This is a genomic window from Candidatus Pantoea rara (genome assembly GCF_051136265.1).
GTDB classification, from domain to species: Bacteria; Pseudomonadota; Gammaproteobacteria; order Enterobacterales; family Enterobacteriaceae; genus Pantoea; species Pantoea rara.
Map to the genome: position 1 here is coordinate 120,989 of NZ_CP194942.1, position 24,467 is coordinate 145,455.

Below are 24,467 nucleotides of genomic sequence, written 5' to 3' on the forward strand. Positions count from 1 at the left end.
GAAAGCGGGCGGCAGCACTGCCGCCCGTTGAATCATCAGATAAACAGGCCCGCAAAGGCCGCAGAGAGCAGGCTGACCAGCGTGGAGCCATAGACCAGCTTCCAGCCAAACCGGGAAACCACATTTCCCTGTTTCTCGTTCAGGCCTTTTATTGCGCCCGCTACAATGCCGATCGAGGCAAAGTTAGCAAAGGAGACCAGGAACACCGACAGAATACCCAGCCCGCGCGCACTCATGCTCGACGCGACTTTCTGCAGTTCAATCATCGCCACAAATTCATTCGCAACCAGCTTGGTCGCCATGATGCTGGCTGCCTGCAGGGCATCGGCTTTGGGAATACCAATTAGCCAGGCCAGTGGATAGAACAGATAGCCGAGCAGCTGCTGGAAGCTGTAGCCGAACACCGCCGCAAACACCGCGTTCACGGCAGCAATCAGGGCAATAAAGCCAATCAGCATCGCCAGAATGATCATCGCAACTTTGAAACCGGCAAGTATGTACTCGCCCAGCATCTCAAAGAAGCTCTGCTCTTCATGCAGCTTTTCCAGCGCGATAGGCTGCTCATCCCGGCTTTCCATCGGGTTGATGATCGACAGGATAATAAAGGTGCTGAACATGTTAAGCAGCAGGGCCGCAACCACATACTTCGGTTCAATCATCGACATATAAGCCCCGACAATCGACAACGAAACGGTGGACATCGCGGTCGCTGCCATGGTGTAGAGACGGCGCGGCGGGATATCGCCCAGAATCCCTTTATAGGCGATAAAGTTTTCTGACTGACCCAGAATCAGTGTGCTGACGGCGTTAAACGACTCCAGCTTGCCCATGCCGTTAATCTTCGACAGCAGTGTCCCGAAAATACGGATCAGCAGGGGCAGAATACGCCAGTGCTGCAATATGCCGATCAGTGCTGAAATAAAGACAATCGGGCAAAGCACGCCAAGGAAGATAAATGCCAGCCCCTGTTTGCTCATTCCGCCAAACACGAATTCTGTGCCCTGTGCGGCAAAGCCCAGCAGCGTCTCAAAGAAACCGGCGAACGAGCTGACCAGCGCCAGACCTCCGGCAGAGTGAAGGAAGAACCAACCCAACGCGGCTTCCACCACAATCAGTTGAACAATAAAGCGCAGACGAATCTGTTTACGGTCATGACTGACCAGCAGCGCAAGGGCGAAAATCACCACCAGCGCCAGCAGGAAATGAAGAATGGCGGCCATATGTCTTTTTTATCAGAGAGAAAGGAAAGCGCATTTAGCCACAGCTGGCAGGGAATTTCATCTGATGCCTGCGCCGGACCTGCGTAAGAGACAGCGGGCAAGGAAGTCCGTATAATGCGCAGCCAATCATTAGCAAGCCGGAGAATACCCATGCGTCCAGCAGGCCGTAGCGCACAACAGGTGCGTCCAGTCACATTGACCCGCAATTACACCAAACACGCAGAGGGTTCCGTTCTGGTGGAATTCGGCGAAACAAAAGTGCTTTGCACTGCCTCCGTAGACGAAGGGGTTCCGCGTTTCCTTAAAGGCCAGGGCCAGGGTTGGGTTACCGCCGAATATGGCATGCTGCCGCGTTCGACCCACAGCCGTATGGCGCGTGAAGCCGCAAAAGGCAAGCAGGGCGGGCGAACCCTGGAGATTCAGCGTCTGATCGCCCGTTCACTGCGCGCCGCGGTGGATCTGAAAGCCCTGGGTGAATTTACCATCACGCTTGACTGTGACGTGATTCAGGCCGATGGCGGCACCCGTACCGCATCAATCACTGGCGCCTGTGTGGCACTGGCTGATGCGCTGAACAAACTTGTAGCCAGCGGCAAGCTGAAAGCAAACCCGATGAAGGGCATGGTCGCAGCGATTTCAGTGGGCATCGTCAGGGGCGAAGCGTTATGCGATCTGGAGTACGTTGAAGACTCAGCCGCAGAAACCGACATGAACGTCGTGATGCTGGAAGATGGCCGCATGATCGAGGTGCAGGGCACTGCCGAGGGCGAACCGTTCAGTCATGAAGAGTTGCTGACGCTACTGGCGCTGGCACGCGGCGGAATTGAGGAATTAATTCAGGCGCAGAAAGCAGCGCTGGAAAATTGATGTAACAGGCGACCTCAGAGTCGCCTTTTCTTTATTTGAGGAGTGAGAAATGAAAGCCTGGCAGCGTCAGTTTATTGAATTCGCCCTGAACAAACAGGTGCTGAAGTTCGGTGAGTTCACTTTGAAGTCCGGGCGTAAAAGCCCCTATTTCTTTAATGCCGGTCTGTTTAACAGCGGACGGGATTTAGCGCTGCTGGGACGCTTCTACGCGCAGGCGCTGGTGGATGGCGCTGTGGATTTCGATCTGCTGTTCGGTCCGGCCTATAAAGGCATTCCGATTGCCACCACTACAGCGGTGGCGCTGGCGGATCATCATGACCGCGATGTGCCTTACTGCTTCAACCGTAAAGAAGCCAAAGATCATGGTGAAGGCGGTCTGCTGGTGGGCAGCACGCTGCAGGGTAAAGTGATGCTGGTAGACGATGTGATCACCGCCGGCACGGCGATTCGTGAGTCGATGGATATTATCGGCGCGCACAACGCTACCCTGGCTGGCGTGCTGGTTTCGCTTGATCGTCAGGAGCGTGGACGCGGAGAAATGTCGGCGATTCAGGAAGTGGAACGTGATTACGGCTGTAAAGTAACCGCGATTATCACACTGGCAGACCTGATCGCCTGGCTGGAAGAGAAGCCGGAGATGGCCGATCATCTGGCCCAGGTCCGTGCTTATCAGAAAGCATACGGGATTTAACAGAGGCGGGCGCGATGCCCGCCTTCTCTGACTCTTTACGCCAGCTGTGCGGCAATCAGCGGCCAGCGAGCCTCAAAGTCTGCGGTAGGACTAAAACGAAACTCAGAACGGACATACCGCGACAATAAGCCTTCACAGAACGCCAGCAGCTGACTTGCCAGTAACGCCTCATCAGCCTGAAAGGCTTCGCCCTCTCGCATTTTCCGTTCACGCATGACCTGTCGCAGTTGCACTTCAATCCGCTCGAACAGTTGATTGATACGTCCCTGCAGCCGGTCCTGCTCAAACATCAGCGCATGGCCGGTCAGAATGCGCGTCAGTCCCGGATTACGCTCACCAAATCCCAGAATCAATTGCACGATCAGACGCAGACGCGTCATGGTCTCTTTTTCATCCTTGAGGATCAGATTGATGCGGGTAATCAGACTGTCTTCGATAAACTCAATCAGGCTATCGAACATTCGTGTCTTGCTGGGGAAATGACGATACAGCGCCGCTTCGGAAACCCCCACCGTGGCTGCCAGTTTGGCTGTGGTAATACGCTGACTACCATCACCCGACTCCAGCATCTGCGCCAGCGCCTGCAAAATCTCTTCGCGACGATTCCGCTTCGCGACTTTTTTTTCTGCCATGACCTTAAAGACCCCTGAAATTCACCTAAAAACAGGCAACACCTACGCATCTGCCACAGGAACGCGTCCTGCGGCGATGAGGAAAAATAACGGGCGTAAGTGAAAGTCGGTAATGCGGGTTACTGGCGGCCGGAGTGGCCGAAGCCGCCTTCGCCGCGCTGGCTGGCGTCGAAATCTTCGACCAGGTTAAATTCCGCCTGGACTACCGGTACAAACACCAGTTGTGCCATGCGATCGCCGGGCTGCAGTGAGAAGCTTTCCTGGCCACGATTCCAGACCGATACCATGAGCTGTCCCTGATAGTCCGAATCAATCAGACCTACCAGATTGCCCAGCACGATGCCATGCTTGTGGCCAAGGCCTGAGCGCGGCAGGATCACAGCGGCCAGATCGGGGTCGGCGATATGAATCGCCAGGCCGGTCGGAACCAGTGTCGTGGTGCCTGGTTCGATGTTGAGAACATCATCAATACAGGCGCGTAAATCTAACCCAGCGGAACCTGAAGTAGCGTAGGTCGGCAGTGGAAACTCTTTGCCGACGCGCGCATCCAGAATCTTAACGTCTATTTTTTTCATCATAACGGCTGACAATCTCGTCTATTAATTGTTGGCCAAGGAGAGACTTATCGCTGAGCGGTAAGCGTTTTTCTCCATCCTGCCAAAAAAGGTGAAGAGCATTGGTGTCGCTATTAAATCCCTGACCGGCCTTAGCGACGTCGTTAGCGCAGATCAGGTCCAGATTTTTGCGCACACGTTTTTGCCGGGCGTATTCTTCCACATTCTGTGTTTCAGCAGCAAATCCAACGACGAATGGCCGGTTTTCGTGAAGAGCAGCCACGCCAGCAACAATATCGGGATTTTTTACCAGGTGCAGCGTGACGTTATCATCACCGCCCTGTTTCTTGATTTTATCGGCCGCAATATCGGCTGCCCGGTAGTCTGCCACGGCTGCGCTTGCAATGAAAATATGTTGTTTATCTATCTCACTCATCACAGCGGCCTGCATCTCCAGCGCGCTGGTAACATCAATGCGCCGCACACCGGCAGGTGCAGCCAGGGTGACCGGGCCGCTGACCAGCGTCACCTGTGCGCCGCGGCTGGCCGCGGCTGCGGCAATAGCAAAGCCCATTTTACCGGAGCTGTGATTCGTGATGTAGCGCACCGGATCCAGTGCCTCTCGGGTCGGGCCGGCGGTAATCATAATGTTGAGATGTTGCAGATCGTTGACGGGCGCGGCCCACTGCACCGCATAGTCAACAATCGCCAGCGGGTCAAGCATCCGACCCGGCCCGACATCACCACAGGCCTGGCTGCCGCTGTCCGGTCCCCAAATCAGCACGCCTCGCTCGTGGAGCGTCTGAAGGTTTTGCTGGGTCACCGCCGCGCGATACATCTGCTGATTCATGGCAGGCACCACCGCGACGGGTGAAGCCGTCGCTAACACAGCGGTCGTCACCAGATCGTTTGCCATACCGGCAGTAACACGGGCAATCAGGTCGGCAGTGGCGGGTGCCAGCACAATCAGATCGGCCCATTTTGCCAGTTCAATATGACCCATCGCCGCTTCCGCAGCGGGATCAAGGAGATCGTCAAAAACCGGATAGCCGGAGACGGCCTGCAGGCTGAGCGGGGTAATAAACGCTTTGGCGCCCTCTGTCATCATTACGCGCACATCTGCCCCGCGATCGCGCAGGCGGCGTACCAGCTCAGGTGCTTTATAAGCGGCGATACCGCCGCTTACGCCAAGAAGAATTCTTTTGCCCGCTAATCCCATCATGATGTTGGCCTCACTAAGCTCTCTGCCGCTCGCGGCGGCGAATGCACGGACTTTATCACAAAAGTACGGATGCGCCTTTTCAGCGACTGCGTTTGCGAGCCGCCTCGTAGATTGCAGCTCCACTAATAGCCGCGTTCTCCAGGATAGGCCATTCTGAGGCTCATCTCAGGGAGAGCGAACATGAAAGTTAAGGGACCACGGGAAAAACTTCAGACGCTGGGTGCCCATTCGCTCAGCGATACTGAACTGCTGGCCATTTTTCTCCGTACCGGATCGCCCGGGCAAAATGTCCTTGAGCTGGCCGGGCAGATGCTGGAGGGTTTTGGCTCGCTTTATCAGCTCATGACGTCAGACAAAGCAGCACTCAGTAAAATCAAAGGCGTCGGCGATGCCAAGCTGGCGCAACTTCACGCAATTGCCGAACTGGCGAAGCGCTTTTTCGCCAGCAAGCTGGCCCGCGAAAGCGCAATGGAGAATCCACAAATCACGCGTCAGTATCTGCAAAGTCTGTTAGCCCATCAGGAGCGTGAGATCTTTATGGCCCTGTTTCTGGATAACCAGCATCGGGTCCTGCGGGCACAAAATATGTTCTCGGGCTCCATTAACAGCGTGGAAGTGCACCCCCGCGAGATCGTCCGTGAAGCGCTGAAGCTCAACGCGGCCGCCCTGATACTGGCGCATAATCACCCATCGGGCATGGCCGAACCCAGCAGGGCAGACCGTGAAGTGACGCATAAAGTCAGCGAAGCCTGCCAGCTACTCGACATCCGTTTGCTCGATCATCTGGTGATAGGTCACGGCGAATATGTCTCCTTTGCGGAGCGTGGATGGCTCTGATACCGGGAAATTTCACGCCAGGTGGCGGCTTTTTGCCCGATCATTCGGGATCTTTATCTGTTCGGGACTTGAGCACTTGGGCTGAGCGGCGTATACTACGCCACCTTTGAGAATCTCGGGTTTGGCGGTTAGGCCAGCTTAGCGGGTTCCATGGAATTCGCCTGGCGGGCTGCAAGCCTGACGAGGCGGCCCAAACCTAATTTTTAAAGCTCGAGCTGATTTGATTTTTGGAGATATTGACATGTCACGAGTCTGCCAGGTAACTGGAAAGCGTCCGGTGACGGGTAACAACCGTTCCCACGCAATGAACGCGACGAAACGCCGTTTCCTTCCGAACCTGCACTCACACCGTTTTTGGGTTGAGAGCGAGAAGCGCTTCGTTACTCTGCGTGTATCTGTTAAAGGTATGCGTATTATTGATAAAAAGGGCATTGATACGGTGTTAGCCGATATGCGTGCCCGTGGTGAGAAGTACTAAGGTACTAAGGAACTGAATCATGGCTAAAGGTATTCGTGAGAAGATCAAGCTGGTTTCCTCTGCTGGTACAGGTCACTTCTATACCACCACGAAGAACAAACGTACTAAACCAGAGAAGCTGGAACTGAAAAAGTTCGATCCGGTTGTACGTCAGCATGTGCTCTACAAAGAAGCTAAAATTAAGTAATTTTAGTGTTCTGCTAAAAACCCGGCTCCGGCCGGGTTTTTTGTTTGTGTAAAACGCTGAGGAGAGGGTATGCCAGAGTTGCCAGAGGTTGAAACCAGCCGCCGCGGTATCGAACCGCATTTGGTCGGTGAAACCATCCTTCACGCCGTGGTGCGTAATTCACGTCTGCGCTGGCCTGTTTCGCAGGAGATTCTGGCGCTGAGCGATCAGCCGGTTCTCAGCGTGCAGCGCCGGGCGAAATATCTGCTGCTGGAGCTGCCGCATGGCTGGATCATTATCCACCTTGGTATGTCAGGCAGCCTGCGCGTGCTGTCAGAAGAGCTGCCAGCGGCGAAGCATGACCATGTTGATTTAGTAATGAGCAACGGCAAAGTGCTGCGCTACACCGATCCGCGCCGCTTTGGCGCCTGGCTCTGGAGCAGCGATCTGGCAGGCAGTAGCGTACTGGCACATCTCGGGCCGGAGCCGCTCAGCGAGGCGTTTGACGGGGCTTACCTGTTCGATAAGTCACGCGGCAAAAGGACGCTCATCAAGCAGTGGCTGATGGATAACAAAGTGGTGGTGGGTGTGGGCAACATTTACGCCAGTGAGTCTCTGTTTACCGCCGGGATCATTCCCGATCGTGCTGCCGGAAGCCTGTCGCAGACTGAAGCGGAGCTACTGGTCAATACCATCAAAGCGGTGCTGTTACGCTCGATTGAGCAGGGCGGGACCACGCTGCGTGACTTCCTGCAGACCGACGGCAAGCCGGGCTATTTTGCACAGCAGTTGCAGGTTTATGGCCGGGCAGGTAAACCCTGCCGGGCATGCGGTACGCCGATTGTCAGCGGCAGGCATGGGCAGCGCAGCACTTACTGGTGCCCGAACTGCCAGCACTAAGCCAGTTTAGCCAGCAGTGCCTGATGCACCGGCGCGGGCAGGAAGGCGCTGACATCGCCGCCGTGACGCGCCACCTCTTTGACCAGTGAGGAAGAGATAAACGAAAAGCCTTCAGACGGCATCAGGAAGACACTCTCCAGCGTCGGCAGCAGGTGACGATTCATCTGCGCCAGCTGCATTTCATATTCAAAATCTGACACTGCACGCAAGCCACGGACCAGAACATTCGCCTGCTGGTCACGGGCGAAATTCGCCATCAGATCGCTGAAGCCGACGACCTCAACGTTGGGCAGATGAGCTATGACTTCACCAGCCAGCGCCACGCGCTCATCCAGACTGAACATCGGTTTTTTACTGGGGCTGGCGGCAACGGCCAGAATGACCTTATCAAACATCTGTGCTGCACGCGTCACGATGTCGACATGGCCAAGCGTCACAGGATCAAACGTACCGGGATAGATGGCTTTCGTAGTCATACTCGCCCTTTTGCCGAAGCATGATTCAGCGCCCAGAGGGCTGAATATTTATTGAAGGTATATTGCGCGTTGACCACCGCCAGAATCCAGCCCTGCGTGCCGTCGAGAAAGCCGGCACGCAGCAGCAACGTTTTCACAAACGCGCCCAGCGTATGGCTGAACACAGAAAACAGGCTGCAACGCTTACCACGCTGATGGCGTTCCGTAGCCCAGGCTTCAGCATAGGCCAGTTGCTTACGCTGAAAGGCGACTAAATCGCGGCAGGTCAGATGTTCCAGATCGCCAGGCAATGCCACTACCGGCGCGCCGTCACTCTGCAGTGATTCATGCACCAGATTGTCATTGTAGTGGAAGGTGCGAGGATAGAGACGCATTACGCGGTCGGGATACCAGCCACTGTGGCGCATGAAGCGACCGAGAAACAGATTAGTTCGGCCCAGGCTATAAACCGTGCGGCTGGGTGGGGCAATCAGTACCTGCTCAATCGCGGCTCGCAATTCGGGTGAAACACGCTCATCCGCATCGATCATCAGAATCATGTCGCCGGTGGCATAATCCTGCGCGCGCTGGCGCTGAATGCCATAGCCCTGCCAGTCATCATTGAGATAGACCTTTGCTCCCGCCTTTGTGGCAATGTTGACACTGTCGTCACTGCTGCCAGAATCCAGCATGATAATTTCATCGGCCCAGCTAACCGAAGCCAGGCAATCAGGCAGCAGTTCCGCTTCATTTTTGGCGATCATCACCACGGAAAGACGTTGGCGTGCTGACATTAGTGGGTCCGGGGTGGCAGATGCGGTTCGAGTAACTGTAGCAGACGCTGGAGTGCACCCTGATTCTGATGCAGCACGTCCACCGCATGGCGTCCGTAATAACGGCGGTAATCATCATCCTGCAACAGATTGGTGACCTCTTTTTCCAGCGAAATCACGTCGGTAACGGTGATCAGTCCCTGACCTTCCTGCAATTTGCTGCAGATATCTTTGAAATTCCAGATATGGGGTCCCATCAGAACCGGAAGTGCATGGGCGGCAGGTTCAAGCGGGTTGTGTCCGCCCCGTTCAACCAGGCTGCCACCGACAAACGCCAGATCGGCAATGCCATAAAGCAGCATCAGTTCCCCCATCGAATCACCAATGACCACCTGCGTTGAGCCAGAAGGGATCTCGCCGCTGCTGCGCAGGATAAAACTAAATCCTCGTGCCTGCGTCAGTTCGCGGGCATCGTTGAAGCGCTCGGGATGGCGGGGAACAAGAATCAGCAGCAGATCCGGAAACGTCTGCAACAGGCGGCGATGGGCATCCAGCACTATAGCCTCTTCGCCTTCGTGCGTGCTGGTAGCGATCCACACCGGACGGCGCGGCGCCCACTGGCGACGCAGTGTCACCGCTCTGGCGGCCAGTTCTGGCGTGACGGAAATATCAAATTTCAGGCTGCCGGTGACTGTCAGTTGTGAACGTTTAAGGCCCAGACTCAGGAAGCGGTCACCATCTTCTGCATTCTGCGCCGCAATCAGCGTGATGCTCTGCAACAACTGGCGCATGAATTTACCGAGCTTGCGGTAGCCTTTAGCGGATCGCGCCGAAAGGCGGGCATTGGCGATCACCAGCGGAATATTGCGCTGGTGCAGGATGCGGATAATGTTCGGCCATAGCTCGGTTTCCATGATGATTACCAGCCGTGGGTTGACCGTATCCAGAAAACGATTGATCGAACCCGGCAGGTCATAAGGCAGATAAACGTGATGCACATCTTTGCCAAAAGCAGACTGCGCGCGTTCAGAGCCGGTCGGCGTCATAGTCGTCACGGTAATCGGCAGGGTCGGGTAACGGTGACGCAGCGCACGCACCAGCGGAATAGCGGCCAGGGTTTCACCCACAGAGACCGAATGGAGCACAATGCCGTCGGGCTTCACTTTGCCGACACAATAGCCATAGCGTTCTGCCCAGCGCTTGCGATAGGCAGGCGCTTTACGACCGCGCAGCCACAGGCGCAGCCAAATCAGTGGCTGAATTAAGTAGAGCAATGCGGTGTAAATGGTCGTCATAGTTACCGTTACAGCAGGTTCGCGTCTAAAAACAGATTAAAATCAGATGACGGCATGTTATCAGAAACCCTGCATGCACTCATCCCACATTGTCAGTTGCTATTCAGTACCTGCTGATAAAGCGAGGTCAGTGACAGCGCCAGTCGTTGTGGGCTGTAAGGTTCAATTTTGCGCCGTGCCGCCTCACCCATTCGTGAATCCAGGGAAAGTGCCGGTATTGCGTTAATGGCCTTATTTAACCCATTGATATCCAAAGCATCACAAACGAAGCCTTCCTGACCAGCGGTAATAAATTCTGCGCCACCGCAACCGGTGCTGGTAATCACCGGTAAGCCGCAGGCCATCGCCTCCAGCACCACATTCGGGAATGGATCGTAGAGCGTGGGCAGCAGCAGGCCGTCCGCCGCGTGATAGTACGGCTGCACGTCCTGCTGTACGCCGATAAAGCGCAGGCGATCCAGACAGTTAAGCTGGTTTGCCAACTGCTGATAACGCTGTAATTGCTTATCCTGACCTACCACGATCAGATAACGATCGCTGGCGGCCAGCGCCTGGATTGCCGCTTTCAGTCCCTTACGTTCAAAGCCGGAGCCGACATAAATCAGTACGGTAGCGGCATCGGGCAGTTCCAGTTGCTGACGGGTAGCGCGACGAGCCGCTTCCGTGGCGGGCTGAAAACGGCTGGCGTCGATAGCGTTATGAATAACATGGATTTTACCGGCGTCGAGCGAGAAGCAGCGCAGGATATCGCGCTTTACCATCTCCGAATTACAGATCACCGCTTTTAGCGTCGGAGAGTTAAACATCTCCGCTTCCGCCTGCAGCACATAGCGATGGTAAGGACTCAGCGCCGCACTCAACCGTTGCCAGGATGAGACGATGCGGGCGCGCTGTTCCAGCCAGACGCGATGCACCCCATCACCCGCGCGGAAAATGTCACAGCCTGCGATGCGCTCATGGCTTTGCACAATATCGAACTTTTCTCGTTCCCAGCAGGCACGGGCTGCACGGGCAAAGCCGCGCTCACGGGATATCCGGCCCAGCTTTGCCGGATTGCAGATATGCAGATGCCAGTCGGGATTAGGCGTGCCCTGCCAGCTACGGGTAATGATATTGAGATCGAGCTGTTCGGTGCCCAGCGCTTCCAGCGCGCGTGAGATAAAACGCTCGGCACCGCCATCCGGACGATATTTCTGACGGACAATCGCCAGCCGTAGCTTACTCATTCAGGTAGGTCCTCGCTGCCGCGACCACATCCTTCACCGGAATGGCCGAGAGATAACGCTGGTCAGTTTTAGTATCGATGGAGTCGGGTGAGGGCAGTGGGCCATAATCGCCTGCCCAGATGACATGATTATTGTCACCCCAGGGCCGCCAGTGCTGAAGCTTGGTCGGGCCAAACAGCGCAATGCAGGGCGTTTCAAGCGCGGCAGCCATGTGCATCGGCGCAGAGTCGACACCTATAAACAGCCGGGCGTGATCGATCAGCGCTGCCAGCTGCGGCAGAGTAAACTGGCCCGCCAGAGAAACCACATTCTTTGATGCACAGAGCGCCCGAATACGGTTAATCATCGCCAGCTCCTGCTTGTCCGGCCCGGCGGTGAGCACCACTTTGCGGCCCGGCTGCGCCAGCTGATCGAGCGTGGCGGCAACGCTCTCCTCTTCCCAGCATTTGAAGCCCCAGCGTGAGGTCGGCTGCACCACAATATAGGGTGCGGTGACATGATGTTCCGCCAGTCTTGTCAGTACAGTTTGCCGGTCAGCATCGCTGTAGTGCATTGAAACGCGTGCGCCGTCGCTGCTGATGCCGAGGGGCGACAGCGCCGACATATTCTGCTCAACGGTATGCAGTTTGCTGTGATTGTGTGTGGGGACCAGGTCGTTGTGACACCAGCGCCACAGAACATTATCACGTTTTTTAAAAGCGAAGCCGATACGAACGGGTGCCGCAGAGAGCCGGGTAATCAAAGCCGCACGCCACTGATCGGCCAGATTAATCACCAGATCATAATCGGCGTCACGCACGGCACGAATTAATGCACGCTCATGGCCCAGCTTGCGCCAGGTGCCCTCCTGCTTCCATTTGCGGTCGATGACGTGCAAATGGCGGATAGCCGGATGCGCCTCCAGCATCGGACGCGTCTCCTTATAGAGCAACACGTCAATGCTGGCCTGCGGATAACGCTCATGAAGCGCATTGATGGCCGGCGTTGTGAGCAGCATGTCACCATGATGGCGCAGCTTTATCAGTAATATATTTTTTGGAGAGAAGTTTGCTGGAGTCAGGCTGGCCATAAACAAGAGTTCTCAGAATTCAGTGAACCGATTGTAGGGCAAACCCTTTTTAGGATAAAGCCAGCCTCAAAGGTTATTTATCACGCCAGCGATAGAGCCGCGCCAGCCATAACAGCAACTGATACCACTGCTTAATTCCCCGGGCATTACGTAACATGCGCAGGTGTGTCCCGGTCGCGAACAGATCGGCAATGATTGCCTGGCGTGAGCGGGCGTCAGGCTCTCGTCTCACACTGTGACAAACGCTGAGCGCTTCATGGGTCACCTGATAGTGAAATGACGGGTAGATCGTCACGTGGTCACGATAACGATTGTTGAGCTCTTCCAGCAGCCGCGCAATCTTCAGGTAATGACGCTGATATTCAACGTTACGCTCACCGGTGCGTTTGCGGTTGCTGATGGAGGCGTCGTGCATATAGTAGCGATAGAGCACCGCTTCGGTATAACGCACACGTTTTGCCAGCAGCATAAACTCGGTGGTCCAGGGAATATCCTGATGATGCAGGCCCGGTTCGAACTGCAGCTGATGCTGCTCAATCAGCTCCCGGCGATAGATACCCAGCCAGACCACATGCATATAACGACGGGTTTTCAACGCGGTATTGAGCCAGTCGGCACCGCTCAGTACCGGCGTGCTGCGCAAACGGTCCAGGGGAATAAGCGGCTTTACCCGCTGGCTATGTTTGAAAAACCACTCAGCATTGCACTGTGCTGCATCCAGATTGTCTGCTTCCGCCAGCGTTACGAGCGTCTGATACATATCGGGCTGCATTGTGTCATCTGCGTCAGGAAAGGTGACATATTTCCCGCGAGCTATCGCCAGACCCGCATTACGCGCGCGCGAAACACCGCCATTTTCCTGATGAACCACGCGAATATGAGAATGCTGCTGTGCATACTGGTCGGCACGCTCGCCTGAGCCGTCGGTGGAACCATCATCGACAATAATGATTTCCAGCGCGGTCAGTGTCTGCGCCAGCAGTGAGTGCATGAACTCATCAAACATGCTGCCCGCGTTGTACATCGGGGTAATAATACTCAGCAGAGGAGAAGTACTCATGACAATATCTGCACCAGCGTTGTATTCACTGCGAAAGGACGTTGCCTTGTCATAAATGATTTCCAAATCAGCAGAATGAAATCGGGGAGTTCATGATTATAAAACGGTGTAGCTTCCCTGCTTTACTAAAAACCACGCCCGACAATAATAATGCGCTATATGCGCTTTTTTTATGCAAACTGGTCGCGCAGGTAAACAGATTAGTATGTTGGCTTTCTGTCAGCGTCGTTTTTATAGCGGTATTGGCAAACAGCAGGCGGGATAAATGACGGGAAAGTCAGGCACTGCAATAACAGCGCCTGCATCAATCTGATAAACCTGTATGCGCTATTGCTCGCTTTGTTTAAAAAACTTGAGACTGACATACTTCATCATCCAGCTCAGGCTTTCAGCATACTGTTTCTGATGCCATTTTACGCGAGCGAATCGCTTCATCTCTTTATAATGCTTTGGCGTATCAAGGGGTTGTGCAGCCCAGGGTGAGCGCTGGTAATAGCTGTGGTAGCGCTGGGCAAGGTCGCTGCCAGCCCATGCATGCCAGGGTTTGCATTTACCGGTGTAGTGGATCATCACCGTCTCTTCAGGCACGCCCGAGTGATCCCAGACTTTATTAGCGATGATGTCGTAAATCTGGTTATAACGGTCCGGCAGGATCAGGATCTCATCTTCCAGCACGATATTAAGCGCATCCTGATCGGGAAAACCAAATTCTGCGCCCCGCGACACCAGCACCTCGGTAATGCGCGCGGTGGTCTGCCTTTCGAGCCAGCGTGGAATATTGATCAGCATAAAGCCGGAGTTGAAATAGTGATGATGCTTCAGCCCCAGCCGTGTGCACTGGTTCTGTCGCGCACGTGGCGTGTCATTACAGGCGGCCAGCGTGTAATCCGTGATATCCAGGGTGAACAGGGGAGAGTAATCACCTACTACCAGGGTATCTGCATCAATATAGATTACCCGATCGCTGTAGCTCGCCACGGTTCCAGGAATAAGGAAACGGTAGTGGATACTTTTAGGGTAGCGTCCGACCGCAGGCAACTGATCAACCCAGTCACTGTTAAAGATATGCAGCGTGATGGCCAGACGATGACCTGAGGCCAGCGAACGCAGTTTTTCCATATCCTCATCATGTAGCGAGTCTGAGAAAATATGAGCGTGGAAAGCCGTATCGGGATGATGGCTGAGAAGTGAAAACAACGTAATGCCCAGGCCACGCGCGTAGGCGTGGTTAATGCCAAACGCAACGTGAACCGGATTGTCATCCGTGTCAGCAAGCGTGTTAACCAGCAGCTGACTTTGCTGAACGGCATCAGCAAGAGGGGTAATTGCCATTACGCTTCACTATTCCAGATTATGAGTAATAAACGTTTGTATTCTAGTCAGTTTATCGTGATCCAGCCCGAATAATTTTTCAGCAGGCTGATCAAACTTAAACCGGGTGGCAAAAACGAACGTCGACGCAGCAATATCATCCGGTCCGATAAACAAAACATTATTGACTGGACGCTGCTCCCTGACTTCACACGGCCCATAAAGCATGATGATCGGGATCTGCTGCGCATCCGCAATATAGGCATTGCCAGAGTCAGAGGAGATATAAAAATCCATCTGCGAAATGGCCCACGGAACCTCTTCCAGTTTTAGCTCACCAATCAGACTGACGATATTCTCTTTCGGGCCGGTCAGGCTCAGTAACTCATCCAGCCACGGCTGCTCGGCTGGCGGACCAAACACATAAAAAGTGCAGGGCAGGTCAGACAGCGACGCCATCAGCTGCTGCCAGATGCTGGCAGGAATCGTCTTTGCTTTGTTACCGGCAGAAATACTGATGCCTATTTTAATGCCGCTGCGCGGATTCTGTAGCGCGGCGGGCGGCACGGACGGCTGCCAGAGCGGCGAGGTCGCGTGTTTAGGGAAATCGGTGTAGCGATAGTTGCGGTTAATCAGCTTCAGGTAACTGTCGAGCGTTAAGTCTGTCTTCGCATGGTCGACAATGCCGGTGGCGCTGCGATAGAAGGTCTTATGGTAAGACTTACGCACATAGGTACGCAGAAACTGTTTGTTCGGTGCGTTGCATAACGCGGCAAAGAACAGGTTTACGCTGTTTGGCTGCACCAGATAGACATTGTCATAGCGGTTCATCAGGGTGAACGCGAGCTTCAGTTTGGCAAAAAAGCTGCGCTTTGCGTCTTCAATCAGAAAATAACGGCTGACCGTGTCATCGTGACGCGCCAGCGGCTCTACCGCTTTGCTGATCAACAGCTCAGACTGACCCAGGGCGCGCAGCATCGGGGTGATATTGATAAAATCACCAATCTTCGCCGTCTGGATGATTAAGCTGCGTCCGGTTGGCCGATAGAACAGCCGCATTATGGCCCGGACAGGCAGCAGTAGCAGGTAGATCAGCACATAGTTCATGGCGTGTTTTCCGTAATAACGGCCTGCAGTTTTTCTGCTACCGTGTCAGCAGTCAGCTCCGCCAGATTATGATTCGGGGCGCTCAGTGCCTGTTGGTTCTGACCGTACCCGCCAATCAGGCCGGGATCGGTCGGGCCATACAGCGTGAGATTGGGGCGATCCAGCGCCGCCGTCAGATGGCTTAATCCGGTATCGACGGAGACCACTGCCCGGGCGCCCGCCAGCTGTCGGGCTATCGCTTCAAGCGTCAGCTTAGGCAGCACCTCAACATGCTCAAAACCTTCTGCAAGGCGCAGTGCGCGTTGATGCTCGTGTTCAGCACCCCAGGGCAGTTTCACTCGCAGACCGCTCGGCTGCATCTGTTCAATCAGCTGTCGCCAGTGCGATTCCGGCCAGTGCTTGTTATCACGGGTCGTGGCATGCAGGAAGACCAGGTAATGCTGTGCGTCAGCGGGCAGATGATGCAGGAAGTGTCCCGCAATTGCGTAGTCACCCTGGTGTTGCGGCTTTTCATAGCCCAGGCTTTTGGCAAACAGTTCGCGCGTCCGTTCAACCGCGTGCTGTCGCTTACTGACCTCATGGCGGACGTCATACCACCAGCTGGCAAACGGCTCACGCGCGCTGCGACTGTCCTGGCCATGCTTCACCCCTTTCGATAAACGGGTGACCAGTGCGGCACTTTTGATCAGTCCCTGCGCATCAATCACGACATCATACTCACGTGACTGTAACTCGCGCTTAAACTGCACGCGCTCTTCACGCTGCTGACTGCCGAACCAGTGTTTGCGCCAGCGGCGAATCGCAACCGGTAACACTTTGTCGACGGCAGGATGCCAGCCTGGGATCTGCGCAAAATTCTCTTCCACCACCCAGTCGAAGCGGATGTCGGGAATGGCATGCATCGCATCTGTCAGAGCAGGAAGCGAATGCAGAACATCGCCCATGGAGGAGGTTTTAACAATCAGGACGTGCATGGCACCTCCTGTGGCGCGAGCAGTTCGCTCAGCGTCTGATGTACGCGCGCAGGCTGGATATCGATCAGGCTCTGGTGATAGCCCTGTTCGGCATCGCCTTTGCGCACTTTGTGATAGCCGGTAATCAGGCGAATAATGCGCGCCTGACGTGCCAGCGGCGGCGTGAAGTCAGGGCTGCTGGGGCCATAGAGCGCGACCAGTGGACGATCCAGTGCCGCGGCGATATGCATCAGGCCGGAGTCATTGCTGACCACAGCACGGCATTGCGCCAGCAGAATTACCGCCTGTTCCAGCTGGGTTTCGCCCGCCAGATTACGGCAATGGCCGCGCGCCTCTTCAGGCAGCGCAGCGATAATCTCTTCGCCGGTCTGGCGGTCTTTGGCGGAGCCGAACAGCACGATCTGGAAGCCGTCAGCAATCAGCTGGTGGGCCAGCGTGGCGTAGTGATAGTGCGGCCAGCGTTTGGCCGGGCCAAATTCTGCGCCCGGACAAAAACCGATGATCGGACGGGTCGCCGCGAGCTGAAACTGTGCAGCCGTCTCAATCTTTTCCTGCTCTTCAACCTGCAATTTTGGCCACAACAGCGGCTGTGGCAGCTGCGCCGCCGAGGCAACAGGTATGTCGTAACCCAGCGCAACATAGCGCTCAACCATCAGCGGAAATGCGGCTTTATCCAGCACCCGCAAATCGTTCAGCAGGCCATAACGCATTTCACCGCGCCAGCCGACGCGGCGTTTTATTCCAGCGAAGAAGGGGACCAGCGCCGACTTAAAGGAGTTAGGCAGCACATAAGCACGGTCGTAATGACTGGCGCGTAGCATTTTTCCCAGTCGGCGACGCTCACCAATGCCCAGTGCGCCATGCCCGAGTGGCGTCGCCAGCGCCTGATTCACCTCCGGCATGCGTGACAGCAACGGACGGCACCACGCAGGAGCCATCACGTCAATCACTGCATCCGGATGTTCGGCCTTGAGTGTGCGATAGAGACTTTGCGACATCATCATATCGCCGACCCACGACGGGCCGATTACCAGAATTTTCATCGCCGGAGCAGCTTCCTTTATGCGTTACGGTTCAGCCAGACCATATATTCAGCAACGCCCTGGGCCACTGTTTTAAATGGCTTGTCGTAGCCAGCGGCACGCAGCTTCGTGAGATCGGCCTGGGTATAAGCCTGATAGCGTCCTTTGAGTTTTTCCGGGAACGGGATGTACTCAATCTGACCTTTCTGATGAAATCTGAGTACCGCATCAGCCACTTCCTGGAAGGATTCGGCGCGGCCTGTGCCACAGTTGTAAATCCCGGAGACACCATTTTCCCAGCACCACAGATTCACTTCAGCCACATCATCCACGTGGATGAAATCACGCTTAAAGCCGTCACTGCCTTCAAATAGTTTTGGATTTTCATCGTTGCTGATCTGCGTGTTCAGATGGAAAGCCACACTTGCCATGCTGCCTTTATGGCCTTCACGCGGTCCGTATACATTGAAATAGCGGAAGCCGCACACTGGCGAATTCGCTTCCGGTAGCATCTGGCGGACATAGTGGTCGAACAGCATTTTGGAGTAACCATAAACATTCAGCGGCTGCTCATACTGGCGCTCTTCAATGAAATTCTCGTTGCGTCCGCCGTAGGTCGCTGCAGAAGAGGCGTAGAGGAACGGGATCTCGCGCTCAAGACAGAAGTGCAGCAACTCTTTGGAGTACTGATAGTTGTTCTCCATCATGTACTTGCCATCCCACTCGGTGGTGGATGAGCAGGCGCCCTGATGGAATACCGCTTCGATCGGGCCTAAATCATCGCCCGCCATCACGCTCATCAGGAACTCTTCTTTATCCATGTAATCGACGATATCCAGGTCGACTAAATTGGCAAACTTGGTGCCATCTTTCAGATTATCCACCACCAGAATGTCGGTGTGACCGCGATCGTTCAGCGCTTTGACGATGTTGCTGCCAATCATTCCTGCGCCGCCAGTTACGATAATCATGTTGTTACCTTCAACGTTGTGGGGTGAAACAGGAGGTTTCACACACGAATACTTCACATCATAACATTTCATCAGGGTGCAGACAGCCAGATGACTCTGTAACACTTTGTGCGTACATCATCGCGGCGTGAACTATGCTGCAAAAATGACATTCTGTTGGGCGATTTATCGTGAAGAAGTGACCTGTTCAGTAAGATATGCCAGATTTTTGCCATCTGAGGAGAACAATGATGCCTGCGCAATTTTATCAACAGCTTCGTCAGCAACTTGATGATGCACGTCAGGAAGGACTGTTTAAACAGGAACGAATCATCACTTCTGCCCAGCAGACGGAAATCGCGGTTGGCAGCGATCCGGCAGTGATAAACTTCTGCGCCAATAACTATTTAGGTCTGGCGAACCATCCGGCGCTGATTCAGGCGGCGAAAGAGGGTATGGATTCTCATGGTTTTGGCATGGCGTCGGTGCGTTTTATTTGCGGCACGCAGGATAGCCATAAGCAGCTGGAAAAGCGTCTGGCAGAGTTTCTCGGCATGGAGGATGCCATTCTTTACTCCTCCTGTTTCGATGCCAACGGGGGCCTGTTTGAAACCCTGCTTGACGCACAGGATGCGGTCATCTCGGATGCGCTGAATCATGCATCCATTATCGACGGCGTCCGGCTGTGCAAAGCGCAGCGTTATCGCTACGCCAACAACGATATGGCGGCGCTGCGGGCCTGCCTGCAGGAAGCGCGCGATAAAGGCGCTCGCCATATTCTGATTGCCACCGATGGCGTCTTTTCCATGGATGGGGTGATTGCGAATCTGTCCGCCATATGCGACCTCGCCGATGAGTTCTCCGCGCTGGTGATGGTGGATGATTCCCATGCGGTGGGCTTTGTCGGAAACGCCGGACGTGGAACCCATGAATACTGCGATGTTATGGGCCGGGTCGACATCATTACCGGCACGCTGGGTAAAGCGCTCGGCGGCGCATCCGGTGGCTACACCGCAGCAAAGGCCGAAGTGGTGGAGTGGTTGCGTCAGCGTTCCCGTCCCTATCTGTTCTCTAATTCGCTGGCCCCGGCCATTGTGGCCGCCTCGCTGCGGGTGTTGGATCTGCTCAGCGAAGGTGACGGGCTGCGTCAGCGTCTGTGGGACAATGCCCGCTACTTTCGGGAGCAGATGACGGCGACGGGCTTTACGCTGGCCGGTGCCGATCACGCCATTATTCCGGTGATGCTGGGTGAAGCCAGTGTTGCTCAGGAGTTTGCCCGCCTGCTGCAACAGGAAGGTATTTACGTGACCGGCTTCTTCTATCCGGTGGTGCCAAAAGGTCAGGCACGCATTCGCACCCAAATCTCCGCGGCGCACACCCAGCAACAGCTGGAACGTGCGGTGACGGCTTTTACCCGCATCGGCAAACAACTGGGCGTCATCGCCTGAGGAGTCCGTCATGAAAGCACTCGCCAAACTGAAGAAGGAAGAGGGCATCTGGATGGTGACCGATGCGCCGGTTCCAGAGCCAGGTCACAACGATCTGTTGATTAAAATTCGTAAAACCGCCATCTGTGGCACCGATGTCCATATCTACAACTGGGATGACTGGTCGCGAAAAACCATTCCGGTGCCGATGATTGTCGGTCATGAATATGTGGGTGAGGTGGTTGCGACAGGACAGGAAGTGAAAGGTTTTACGATTGGCGATCGGGTCTCGGGCGAGGGGCATATCACCTGCGGGCACTGCCGCAACTGCCGCGCCGGGCGCACGCATTTATGCCGCAACACGATGGGCGTGGGCGTCAACCGCCAGGGCTGTTTCGCGGAGTATCTGGTTATCCCGGCCTTTAATGCGTTCAAAATTCCCGACAACATCTCCGATGAGCTGGCGGCAATCTTTGATCCGTTCGGCAATGCGGTGCATACCGCACTCTCGTTCGATCTGGTCGGCGAAGATGTGCTGATCTCCGGCGCAGGTCCAATCGGAATCATGGCCGCCGCGGTCTGTCGTCACGTCGGTGCGCGCAACGTCGTGATCACGGACATCAATGAGTACCGGCTGGCACTGGCACGAAAAATGGGTGTCACGCGCGCGGTCAATGTGGCGAATGAAAATCTGCGGGAAGTGATGCATTCACTGGGCATGACGGAGGGATTTGATGTCGGGCTGGAGATGTCGGGTGCGCCTCCTGCGTTTCGTAGCCTGCTGGAGGTGATGAATCACGGTGGGCGTATCGCACTGTTGGGCATCCCGCCGGGTGAAATGGCGATCGACTGGAACCAGGTGATCTTCAAAGGGCTTTTCATCAAGGGAATCTATGGCCGTGAGATGTTCGAAACCTGGTACAAAATGGCGGCACTGATTCAGTCCGGCCTCGATTTAACGCCGGTAATTACCCATCGCTATAGCATTGACGATTTCCAGCAGGGCTTTGATGAGATGCGATCAGGACGCTCGGGGAAAGTGATACTGAGCTGGGATTAAATTAACGGCCGCCGGGGCGGCCGCGTGATTAGCTTTGCTTCTTCTCTTCGTCGGTCAGGTAGCGCACTTTGCGCGTGTAGTCCTGACCTTTGAACTTCAGCGGCTGTTGCGGATCGGCGAGGTATTTTTGCCATTCCGACAGCGGGAATCCGCCATGTGCGCCCACCACGTCAGACGGGATCACCGCCGACTGACCGCCAATTTTCTTTGAGACCGGCCAGTTAGCCCATTCACCCAGATTGACGGTTTTAATATCCAGCATGTCCAGCAACACCGCGAGCGGCAGCTGGTCAGTCGGCGGCTGGCTGTCGTTCATCAAATTCCAGGTGTCATTAAACAGCGTCAGCCACAGCGGCGAAATGCGCTGCCAGACCTCACGCGTGGCAGCCAGGTAAGCGCCATTAACGTGGTCTGTCAGGTAGGGACGAATGCTGTGCTGATAGTAAGCGGGAATCGCCGCTTCTGGTGCGCCCTCCAGCTTGGCAATCATTTTACCCTGACGGAAGCTGGAGTAGAGATGGCCTCGCTTCATCATGATCTCCGGCATCTTAAGCAGATTGAGGTCGGAATCGATCATCAGAATGCCGTTGCCTTTTGCCTGCAGGGGCGCCTGCAATTTGATCAATCGGCTGCGATAGATCTGCTTGTAGCGATAGCTCTCTTCCCTGTGTGGCACATCCAGCGTTGCCACGCGGGTTTTCACTGGCAGGCTGCCAAAGGCGTGCGCGGGCTGATCGCTGACAATCACGATCTCTTCTGCCTCCGTCGCAAAGCGCGCCGCAAAATCGGCACTGAGCAGGGCTTCTTCAATATAGTCCGCGCCAGTGCAGGGGATCACGACCGACGTGACCGGAACGGTCCCCTCACCCCCCTGATGCGAATAAGGCAGGTTATGGCGCGATCTGATATGGCGGTAACGGGGATTTAAAAAATTAAGCATGGGGTTTCTTTTTAACGACGCTCTGCAGAATATTCTCGACGCCGCTGATATAGGTTTCAATAGCGTACTGTTCACGTACGCGTTTCGCTGCCGCATTGATCAGGCGTTGACGTAAATCCGCATCCTGCCACAGCGCGGTCAGGTTTTGGGTCAGCTGCACTACATTGCCATAGTCAAACAGCAGCCCGGTTTCGTCATGACTGATCAATTCGGCAGTGCCGACTACGCGTGATCCTACAACGGCGGTATTTACCAGCATCGCTTCCAGCACGACCCTGGGTAAGCCTTCACTGCGAGAGGCAAGAATAAAGGTATCAAAGGCGGTGAGGTAATCCAGCGCATTGTTCTGAAAGCCCGTAAAGACCACGTGATGCTGAATGTTCTCAGCGGTGGCGAGTTGCAGCAGATGCTGAAGCTCCGGACCCGCCCCGACAATCACCATCTTCCAGTCTGCATCGGGATTGGCACGTTTAAAGCGGCCCAGCGCCTGCAGAATATGGTGATTAGATTTACGTAATATCAGCGAGCCGATCGTGCCAAACACAAAGGTCGACGGAGAGAGTTTAAAGCGCTGGCGGACTTCAAGGCGGTCGGGCAGGGACTGATGAATGTCGATAGCGTTATTGACGGTAAAACAGCGCTCCGCATCCACACCATGAGTGCGCAGGGTGTTATTGACACCCTGTGACACCGCAATGACTGCCTGACAGTCCTGATTAACTATGTTGACCAGCCGCGGTTCCAGAACCGGATCGATACGGCAGTGTTGCACCACCGCAACCTCCAGGCTGCGCGCCGCCAGATACCCTTCCACATTGGTGCTCGGCTGATTATTCATGTAGAGCGTGTCAAACTTCCCCAGCTGTAGCAGTGAATTGATTTTGCTGGCATTAGGTATAATGCGCCAGTGGGTATCAATCTCATCGATGGCACGCTTCCTGAGCTTTTTATTGAAAAACAACAATGCCCTAGCGGCTTCTTTAACCAGTTTCGCCCAGCGTGGCTGCTTGATTTGTGGAATAAAAAAGACCGGAATAGCCAGCGCATTCAGCGTGGCCTCAATGGTTTCGTCGTTGCCACGGCTGTAGTTGTGATAGAAGCAGCAGGTGATATCAAACTTTTGACGATCGATACGTTTCAGCAGCTCCAGCATACTGTTGGTGCCGCCGCCCCACTCTCTGCCGTTATCCAGCAGCAGGATTTTTTGTTTATTAATCGTCATCCCTATTACTGCTCCCGCACAGCCCGTTCTAACCCGACCCAGGATTATAGTAATTTCTGCACATAAATGAACGCTTAGCCGACGACTTAGCATTCATAGCAAATTCAGAACAGATTTTTTAGCGTCTTAAACAGCGGGCTGTTATTCACGCTTTCGCCTATTACCGTTAAGGCTCTGGTAGCCGGAACCGGCGCCAGCGGCTGTTTCGGTTTACACAAACCGGCAGGCTGGAAGCGTGGAGGTACCGGTTTTGGCGGAGCCACAGGCGTCTGTGAGCCGCTATGGAGTGATTCGTTCAGCAACTGGCTGGGACGAACCAGCGTAATGTCGGCTGGCAGCGTGGGTAACATCTGTTGCAGCACCCGCACGGTAGTCGGGTGAGGATGACCAATGGCAATCGCGTAACCGTTGCGCTGTGCCAGTTTCACCGCCCGACTGAACTGCTGGCGGATGGCGTTAATATCCTGGCTGTCATCAAGGAATACCCGACGTTTTAACACTTTGACCTGGGTACCCTGCGCGGCAGGAATCGCCTGACTATTGGCGATGGTCATGCTATCCAGAAAGTAGAGATTGTAGTGGTTCAGCGCCTGCATCACCTTCTGCATGCCGGGCAGGCTTGAGGTCATCCTGCTGCCCATATGGTTGTTAAGTCCCACAGCATAAGGCACGTTGTTAACCGCATTGCGCATGATGCGTGAAACCTCTTCGCTGCTCATCTCCGGCGTTAAAGTATCTTTTTCCAGCGGCTGTTTGCTCAGGGGTGCCATCGGCAGATGGATCAGGACTTCGTGACCACTCTGATGCGCTTTAGTCGCCATTTCACGAGCGTGGGGCGCGTTGGGCAACACCGCCACTGAAATGGCCTGCGGCATCTGCAGGACTTTGTTCTCTTCGGTGGGGCGATAACCGACATCATCGATGACAATCGCCAGCTTGCCCGCCTGCGCAGCGCAGGAGAACAGCAGGGCGCTCAACAGAACGGGAATTTTTCGACGTTGCAGCAAAA

At 54.9% G+C, this 24,467-nt stretch carries 26 protein-coding genes; 8 read left to right on the forward strand and 18 right to left on the reverse strand.

Features of this window, described 5'->3' with window-relative positions; all coding sequences use genetic code 11:
- Positions 1-35: 35 nt before the first annotated feature.
- Complete coding sequence (locus ACR8BF_RS00540) at positions 36-1,220, reverse strand: NupC/NupG family nucleoside CNT transporter (RefSeq protein ID WP_179899215.1); 1,185 nt, start codon at positions 1,218-1,220, stop codon at positions 36-38.
- Positions 1,221-1,370: 150 nt separating this feature from the next.
- Here ACR8BF_RS00540 and rph point away from each other — a divergent pair, with 150 nt between their 5' ends.
- Both rph and pyrE read left to right on the forward strand, forming a co-directional pair.
- Positions 1,371-2,087 carry a ribonuclease PH gene (rph, locus tag ACR8BF_RS00545; RefSeq protein WP_179899216.1) on the forward strand — a complete coding sequence of 239 codons (717 nt, stop codon included), beginning with the start codon at positions 1,371-1,373 and terminating at the stop codon, positions 2,085-2,087.
- Between the two features lie 49 nt (positions 2,088-2,136).
- A complete protein-coding gene (gene pyrE, locus ACR8BF_RS00550; RefSeq protein ID WP_179899217.1) occupies positions 2,137-2,778 on the forward strand; it encodes an orotate phosphoribosyltransferase in 642 nt (213 codons plus the stop codon).
- A 35-nt stretch (positions 2,779-2,813) separates the two neighbouring features.
- On the opposite strand, the gene slmA is transcribed toward pyrE, so the two are convergent.
- The 3 genes from slmA to coaBC form a co-directional block, all read right to left on the reverse strand.
- Complete coding sequence (slmA, locus tag ACR8BF_RS00555) at positions 2,814-3,410, reverse strand: nucleoid occlusion factor SlmA (RefSeq protein ID WP_010258372.1); 597 nt, start codon at positions 3,408-3,410, stop codon at positions 2,814-2,816.
- Positions 3,411-3,529: 119 nt separating this feature from the next.
- Positions 3,530-3,988 carry a dUTP diphosphatase gene (dut, locus tag ACR8BF_RS00560; RefSeq protein ID WP_179899218.1) on the reverse strand — a complete coding sequence of 153 codons (459 nt, stop codon included), beginning with the start codon at positions 3,986-3,988 and terminating at the stop codon, positions 3,530-3,532.
- Positions 3,966-5,186 (reverse strand): bifunctional phosphopantothenoylcysteine decarboxylase/phosphopantothenate--cysteine ligase CoaBC, encoded by a 1,221-nt coding sequence (gene coaBC, locus ACR8BF_RS00565; RefSeq protein WP_434745419.1) that lies wholly within the window; start codon positions 5,184-5,186, stop codon positions 3,966-3,968. The genes dut and coaBC overlap by 23 nt, the downstream gene beginning before the upstream one ends.
- 180 nt (positions 5,187-5,366) lie before the next feature.
- Between coaBC and radC the strand changes: the two genes are divergently transcribed.
- From radC to mutM, 4 genes are all read left to right on the forward strand, one after another.
- Entirely contained in the window at positions 5,367-6,023 is a 657-nt protein-coding gene (gene radC / locus ACR8BF_RS00570; RefSeq protein WP_179899220.1) for a RadC family protein, read from the forward strand.
- Between the two features lie 241 nt (positions 6,024-6,264).
- Positions 6,265-6,501, forward strand: a complete 237-nt coding sequence (rpmB, locus tag ACR8BF_RS00575; protein ID WP_006121249.1) for a 50S ribosomal protein L28 — start codon at positions 6,265-6,267, stop codon at positions 6,499-6,501.
- 19 nt (positions 6,502-6,520) lie between these two features.
- Positions 6,521-6,688 (forward strand): 50S ribosomal protein L33, encoded by a 168-nt coding sequence (gene rpmG, locus ACR8BF_RS00580; RefSeq protein WP_003024094.1) that lies wholly within the window; start codon positions 6,521-6,523, stop codon positions 6,686-6,688.
- Positions 6,689-6,757: 69 nt separating this feature from the next.
- Positions 6,758-7,567, forward strand: coding sequence for a bifunctional DNA-formamidopyrimidine glycosylase/DNA-(apurinic or apyrimidinic site) lyase (gene mutM, locus ACR8BF_RS00585; protein WP_434745420.1), 810 nt, complete (start codon positions 6,758-6,760; stop codon positions 7,565-7,567).
- Here the strand turns inward: mutM and coaD are convergent.
- The 11 genes from coaD to rfaD form a co-directional block, all read right to left on the reverse strand.
- Positions 7,564-8,043, reverse strand: coding sequence for a pantetheine-phosphate adenylyltransferase (gene coaD, locus ACR8BF_RS00590; RefSeq protein ID WP_313701182.1), 480 nt, complete (start codon positions 8,041-8,043; stop codon positions 7,564-7,566). The two genes, mutM and coaD, sit on opposite strands and share 4 nt — an antisense overlap.
- Positions 8,040-8,816, reverse strand: coding sequence for a glycosyltransferase family 2 protein (locus ACR8BF_RS00595; protein WP_434745421.1), 777 nt, complete (start codon positions 8,814-8,816; stop codon positions 8,040-8,042). The genes coaD and ACR8BF_RS00595 overlap by 4 nt, the downstream gene beginning before the upstream one ends.
- On the reverse strand, positions 8,816-10,090 hold the full coding sequence (gene waaA / locus ACR8BF_RS00600) for a lipid IV(A) 3-deoxy-D-manno-octulosonic acid transferase (RefSeq protein ID WP_179899224.1): 1,275 nt from the start codon (positions 10,088-10,090) through the stop codon (positions 8,816-8,818). Before waaA ends, ACR8BF_RS00595 begins: the two co-directional genes overlap by 1 nt.
- A 92-nt stretch (positions 10,091-10,182) precedes the next feature.
- Positions 10,183-11,316, reverse strand: coding sequence for a glycosyltransferase family 4 protein (locus ACR8BF_RS00605; protein WP_179899225.1), 1,134 nt, complete (start codon positions 11,314-11,316; stop codon positions 10,183-10,185).
- Positions 11,309-12,385, reverse strand: a complete 1,077-nt coding sequence (rfaQ, locus tag ACR8BF_RS00610) for a putative lipopolysaccharide heptosyltransferase III (protein WP_434745422.1) — start codon at positions 12,383-12,385, stop codon at positions 11,309-11,311. Before rfaQ ends, ACR8BF_RS00605 begins: the two co-directional genes overlap by 8 nt.
- 73 nt (positions 12,386-12,458) lie before the next feature.
- Positions 12,459-13,445, reverse strand: coding sequence for a glycosyltransferase (locus tag ACR8BF_RS00615; RefSeq protein WP_434745423.1), 987 nt, complete (start codon positions 13,443-13,445; stop codon positions 12,459-12,461).
- 327 nt (positions 13,446-13,772) lie between these two features.
- Entirely contained in the window at positions 13,773-14,777 is a 1,005-nt protein-coding gene (locus tag ACR8BF_RS00620; protein ID WP_179899228.1) for a glycosyltransferase family 8 protein, read from the reverse strand.
- Between the two features lie 9 nt (positions 14,778-14,786).
- Entirely contained in the window at positions 14,787-15,863 is a 1,077-nt protein-coding gene (locus ACR8BF_RS00625; RefSeq protein WP_434745424.1) for a glycosyltransferase family 9 protein, read from the reverse strand.
- Positions 15,860-16,837 carry a lipopolysaccharide heptosyltransferase RfaC gene (gene rfaC, locus ACR8BF_RS00630; RefSeq protein WP_434745425.1) on the reverse strand — a complete coding sequence of 326 codons (978 nt, stop codon included), beginning with the start codon at positions 16,835-16,837 and terminating at the stop codon, positions 15,860-15,862. The genes ACR8BF_RS00625 and rfaC overlap by 4 nt, the downstream gene beginning before the upstream one ends.
- A complete protein-coding gene (gene rfaF, locus ACR8BF_RS00635) occupies positions 16,825-17,880 on the reverse strand; it encodes an ADP-heptose--LPS heptosyltransferase RfaF (protein WP_434745426.1) in 1,056 nt (351 codons plus the stop codon). The genes rfaC and rfaF overlap by 13 nt, the downstream gene beginning before the upstream one ends.
- Positions 17,881-17,897: 17 nt before the next feature.
- Entirely contained in the window at positions 17,898-18,830 is a 933-nt protein-coding gene (gene rfaD, locus ACR8BF_RS00640; RefSeq protein WP_313701170.1) for an ADP-glyceromanno-heptose 6-epimerase, read from the reverse strand.
- 230 nt (positions 18,831-19,060) lie between these two features.
- Between rfaD and ACR8BF_RS00645 the strand changes: the two genes are divergently transcribed.
- Both ACR8BF_RS00645 and tdh read left to right on the forward strand, forming a co-directional pair.
- Positions 19,061-20,257: a glycine C-acetyltransferase gene (locus tag ACR8BF_RS00645; protein WP_434745904.1), complete on the forward strand. Its 1,197-nt coding sequence runs from the start codon at positions 19,061-19,063 to the stop codon at positions 20,255-20,257.
- A 10-nt stretch (positions 20,258-20,267) separates the two neighbouring features.
- Positions 20,268-21,296, forward strand: coding sequence for an L-threonine 3-dehydrogenase (gene tdh, locus ACR8BF_RS00650; protein ID WP_179899233.1), 1,029 nt, complete (start codon positions 20,268-20,270; stop codon positions 21,294-21,296).
- Positions 21,297-21,324: 28 nt separating this feature from the next.
- Here the strand turns inward: tdh and ACR8BF_RS00655 are convergent, their stop codons facing one another.
- The 3 genes from ACR8BF_RS00655 to ACR8BF_RS00665 all read right to left on the reverse strand — a co-directional run bounded on the left by ACR8BF_RS00655 (position 21,325) and on the right by ACR8BF_RS00665 (position 24,465).
- Positions 21,325-22,236: a hypothetical protein gene (locus ACR8BF_RS00655; protein ID WP_314985730.1), complete on the reverse strand. Its 912-nt coding sequence runs from the start codon at positions 22,234-22,236 to the stop codon at positions 21,325-21,327.
- Positions 22,229-23,458, reverse strand: a complete 1,230-nt coding sequence (locus ACR8BF_RS00660) for a glycosyltransferase (RefSeq protein ID WP_292987300.1) — start codon at positions 23,456-23,458, stop codon at positions 22,229-22,231. Before ACR8BF_RS00660 ends, ACR8BF_RS00655 begins: the two co-directional genes overlap by 8 nt.
- Positions 23,459-23,562: 104 nt before the next feature.
- Positions 23,563-24,465: a divergent polysaccharide deacetylase family protein gene (locus tag ACR8BF_RS00665; protein WP_179899236.1), complete on the reverse strand. Its 903-nt coding sequence runs from the start codon at positions 24,463-24,465 to the stop codon at positions 23,563-23,565.
- Positions 24,466-24,467 lie beyond the last annotated feature (2 nt).

Excerpts from the sequence above, each read along its gene's own strand:
- rfaQ (WP_434745422.1), bottom strand. The coding sequence starts at position 12,385 with ATGGCCAGCCTGACTCCAGCAAACTTCTCTCCAAAAAATATATTACTG.
- ACR8BF_RS00605 (WP_179899225.1), bottom strand. The coding sequence starts at position 11,316 with ATGAGTAAGCTACGGCTGGCGATTGTCCGTCAGAAATATCGTCCGGAT.
- ACR8BF_RS00540 (WP_179899215.1), bottom strand. The coding sequence starts at position 1,220 with ATGGCCGCCATTCTTCATTTCCTGCTGGCGCTGGTGGTGATTTTCGCC.
- ACR8BF_RS00615 (WP_434745423.1), bottom strand. The coding sequence starts at position 13,445 with ATGAGTACTTCTCCTCTGCTGAGTATTATTACCCCGATGTACAACGCG.
- coaD (WP_313701182.1), bottom strand. The coding sequence starts at position 8,043 with ATGACTACGAAAGCCATCTATCCCGGTACGTTTGATCCTGTGACGCTT.
- rfaD (WP_313701170.1), bottom strand. The coding sequence starts at position 18,830 with ATGATTATCGTAACTGGCGGCGCAGGAATGATTGGCAGCAACATCGTC.
- radC (WP_179899220.1), top strand. The coding sequence starts at position 5,367 with ATGAAAGTTAAGGGACCACGGGAAAAACTTCAGACGCTGGGTGCCCAT.
- coaBC (WP_434745419.1), bottom strand. The coding sequence starts at position 5,186 with ATGATGGGATTAGCGGGCAAAAGAATTCTTCTTGGCGTAAGCGGCGGT.
- ACR8BF_RS00660 (WP_292987300.1), bottom strand. The coding sequence starts at position 23,458 with ATGACGATTAATAAACAAAAAATCCTGCTGCTGGATAACGGCAGAGAG.
- ACR8BF_RS00645 (WP_434745904.1), top strand. The coding sequence starts at position 19,061 with ATGCCTGCGCAATTTTATCAACAGCTTCGTCAGCAACTTGATGATGCA.
- ACR8BF_RS00595 (WP_434745421.1), bottom strand. The coding sequence starts at position 8,816 with ATGTCAGCACGCCAACGTCTTTCCGTGGTGATGATCGCCAAAAATGAA.
- waaA (WP_179899224.1), bottom strand. The coding sequence starts at position 10,090 with ATGACGACCATTTACACCGCATTGCTCTACTTAATTCAGCCACTGATT.
- dut (WP_179899218.1), bottom strand. The coding sequence starts at position 3,988 with ATGATGAAAAAAATAGACGTTAAGATTCTGGATGCGCGCGTCGGCAAA.
- ACR8BF_RS00655 (WP_314985730.1), bottom strand. The coding sequence starts at position 22,236 with ATGCTTAATTTTTTAAATCCCCGTTACCGCCATATCAGATCGCGCCAT.
- rfaC (WP_434745425.1), bottom strand. The coding sequence starts at position 16,837 with ATGCACGTCCTGATTGTTAAAACCTCCTCCATGGGCGATGTTCTGCAT.
- ACR8BF_RS00620 (WP_179899228.1), bottom strand. The coding sequence starts at position 14,777 with ATGGCAATTACCCCTCTTGCTGATGCCGTTCAGCAAAGTCAGCTGCTG.
- mutM (WP_434745420.1), top strand. The coding sequence starts at position 6,758 with ATGCCAGAGTTGCCAGAGGTTGAAACCAGCCGCCGCGGTATCGAACCG.
- rpmB (WP_006121249.1), top strand. The coding sequence starts at position 6,265 with ATGTCACGAGTCTGCCAGGTAACTGGAAAGCGTCCGGTGACGGGTAAC.
- rph (WP_179899216.1), top strand. The coding sequence starts at position 1,371 with ATGCGTCCAGCAGGCCGTAGCGCACAACAGGTGCGTCCAGTCACATTG.
- rpmG (WP_003024094.1), top strand. The coding sequence starts at position 6,521 with ATGGCTAAAGGTATTCGTGAGAAGATCAAGCTGGTTTCCTCTGCTGGT.
- ACR8BF_RS00625 (WP_434745424.1), bottom strand. The coding sequence starts at position 15,863 with ATGAACTATGTGCTGATCTACCTGCTACTGCTGCCTGTCCGGGCCATA.
- tdh (WP_179899233.1), top strand. The coding sequence starts at position 20,268 with ATGAAAGCACTCGCCAAACTGAAGAAGGAAGAGGGCATCTGGATGGTG.
- rfaF (WP_434745426.1), bottom strand. The coding sequence starts at position 17,880 with ATGAAAATTCTGGTAATCGGCCCGTCGTGGGTCGGCGATATGATGATG.
- pyrE (WP_179899217.1), top strand. The coding sequence starts at position 2,137 with ATGAAAGCCTGGCAGCGTCAGTTTATTGAATTCGCCCTGAACAAACAG.
- slmA (WP_010258372.1), bottom strand. The coding sequence starts at position 3,410 with ATGGCAGAAAAAAAAGTCGCGAAGCGGAATCGTCGCGAAGAGATTTTG.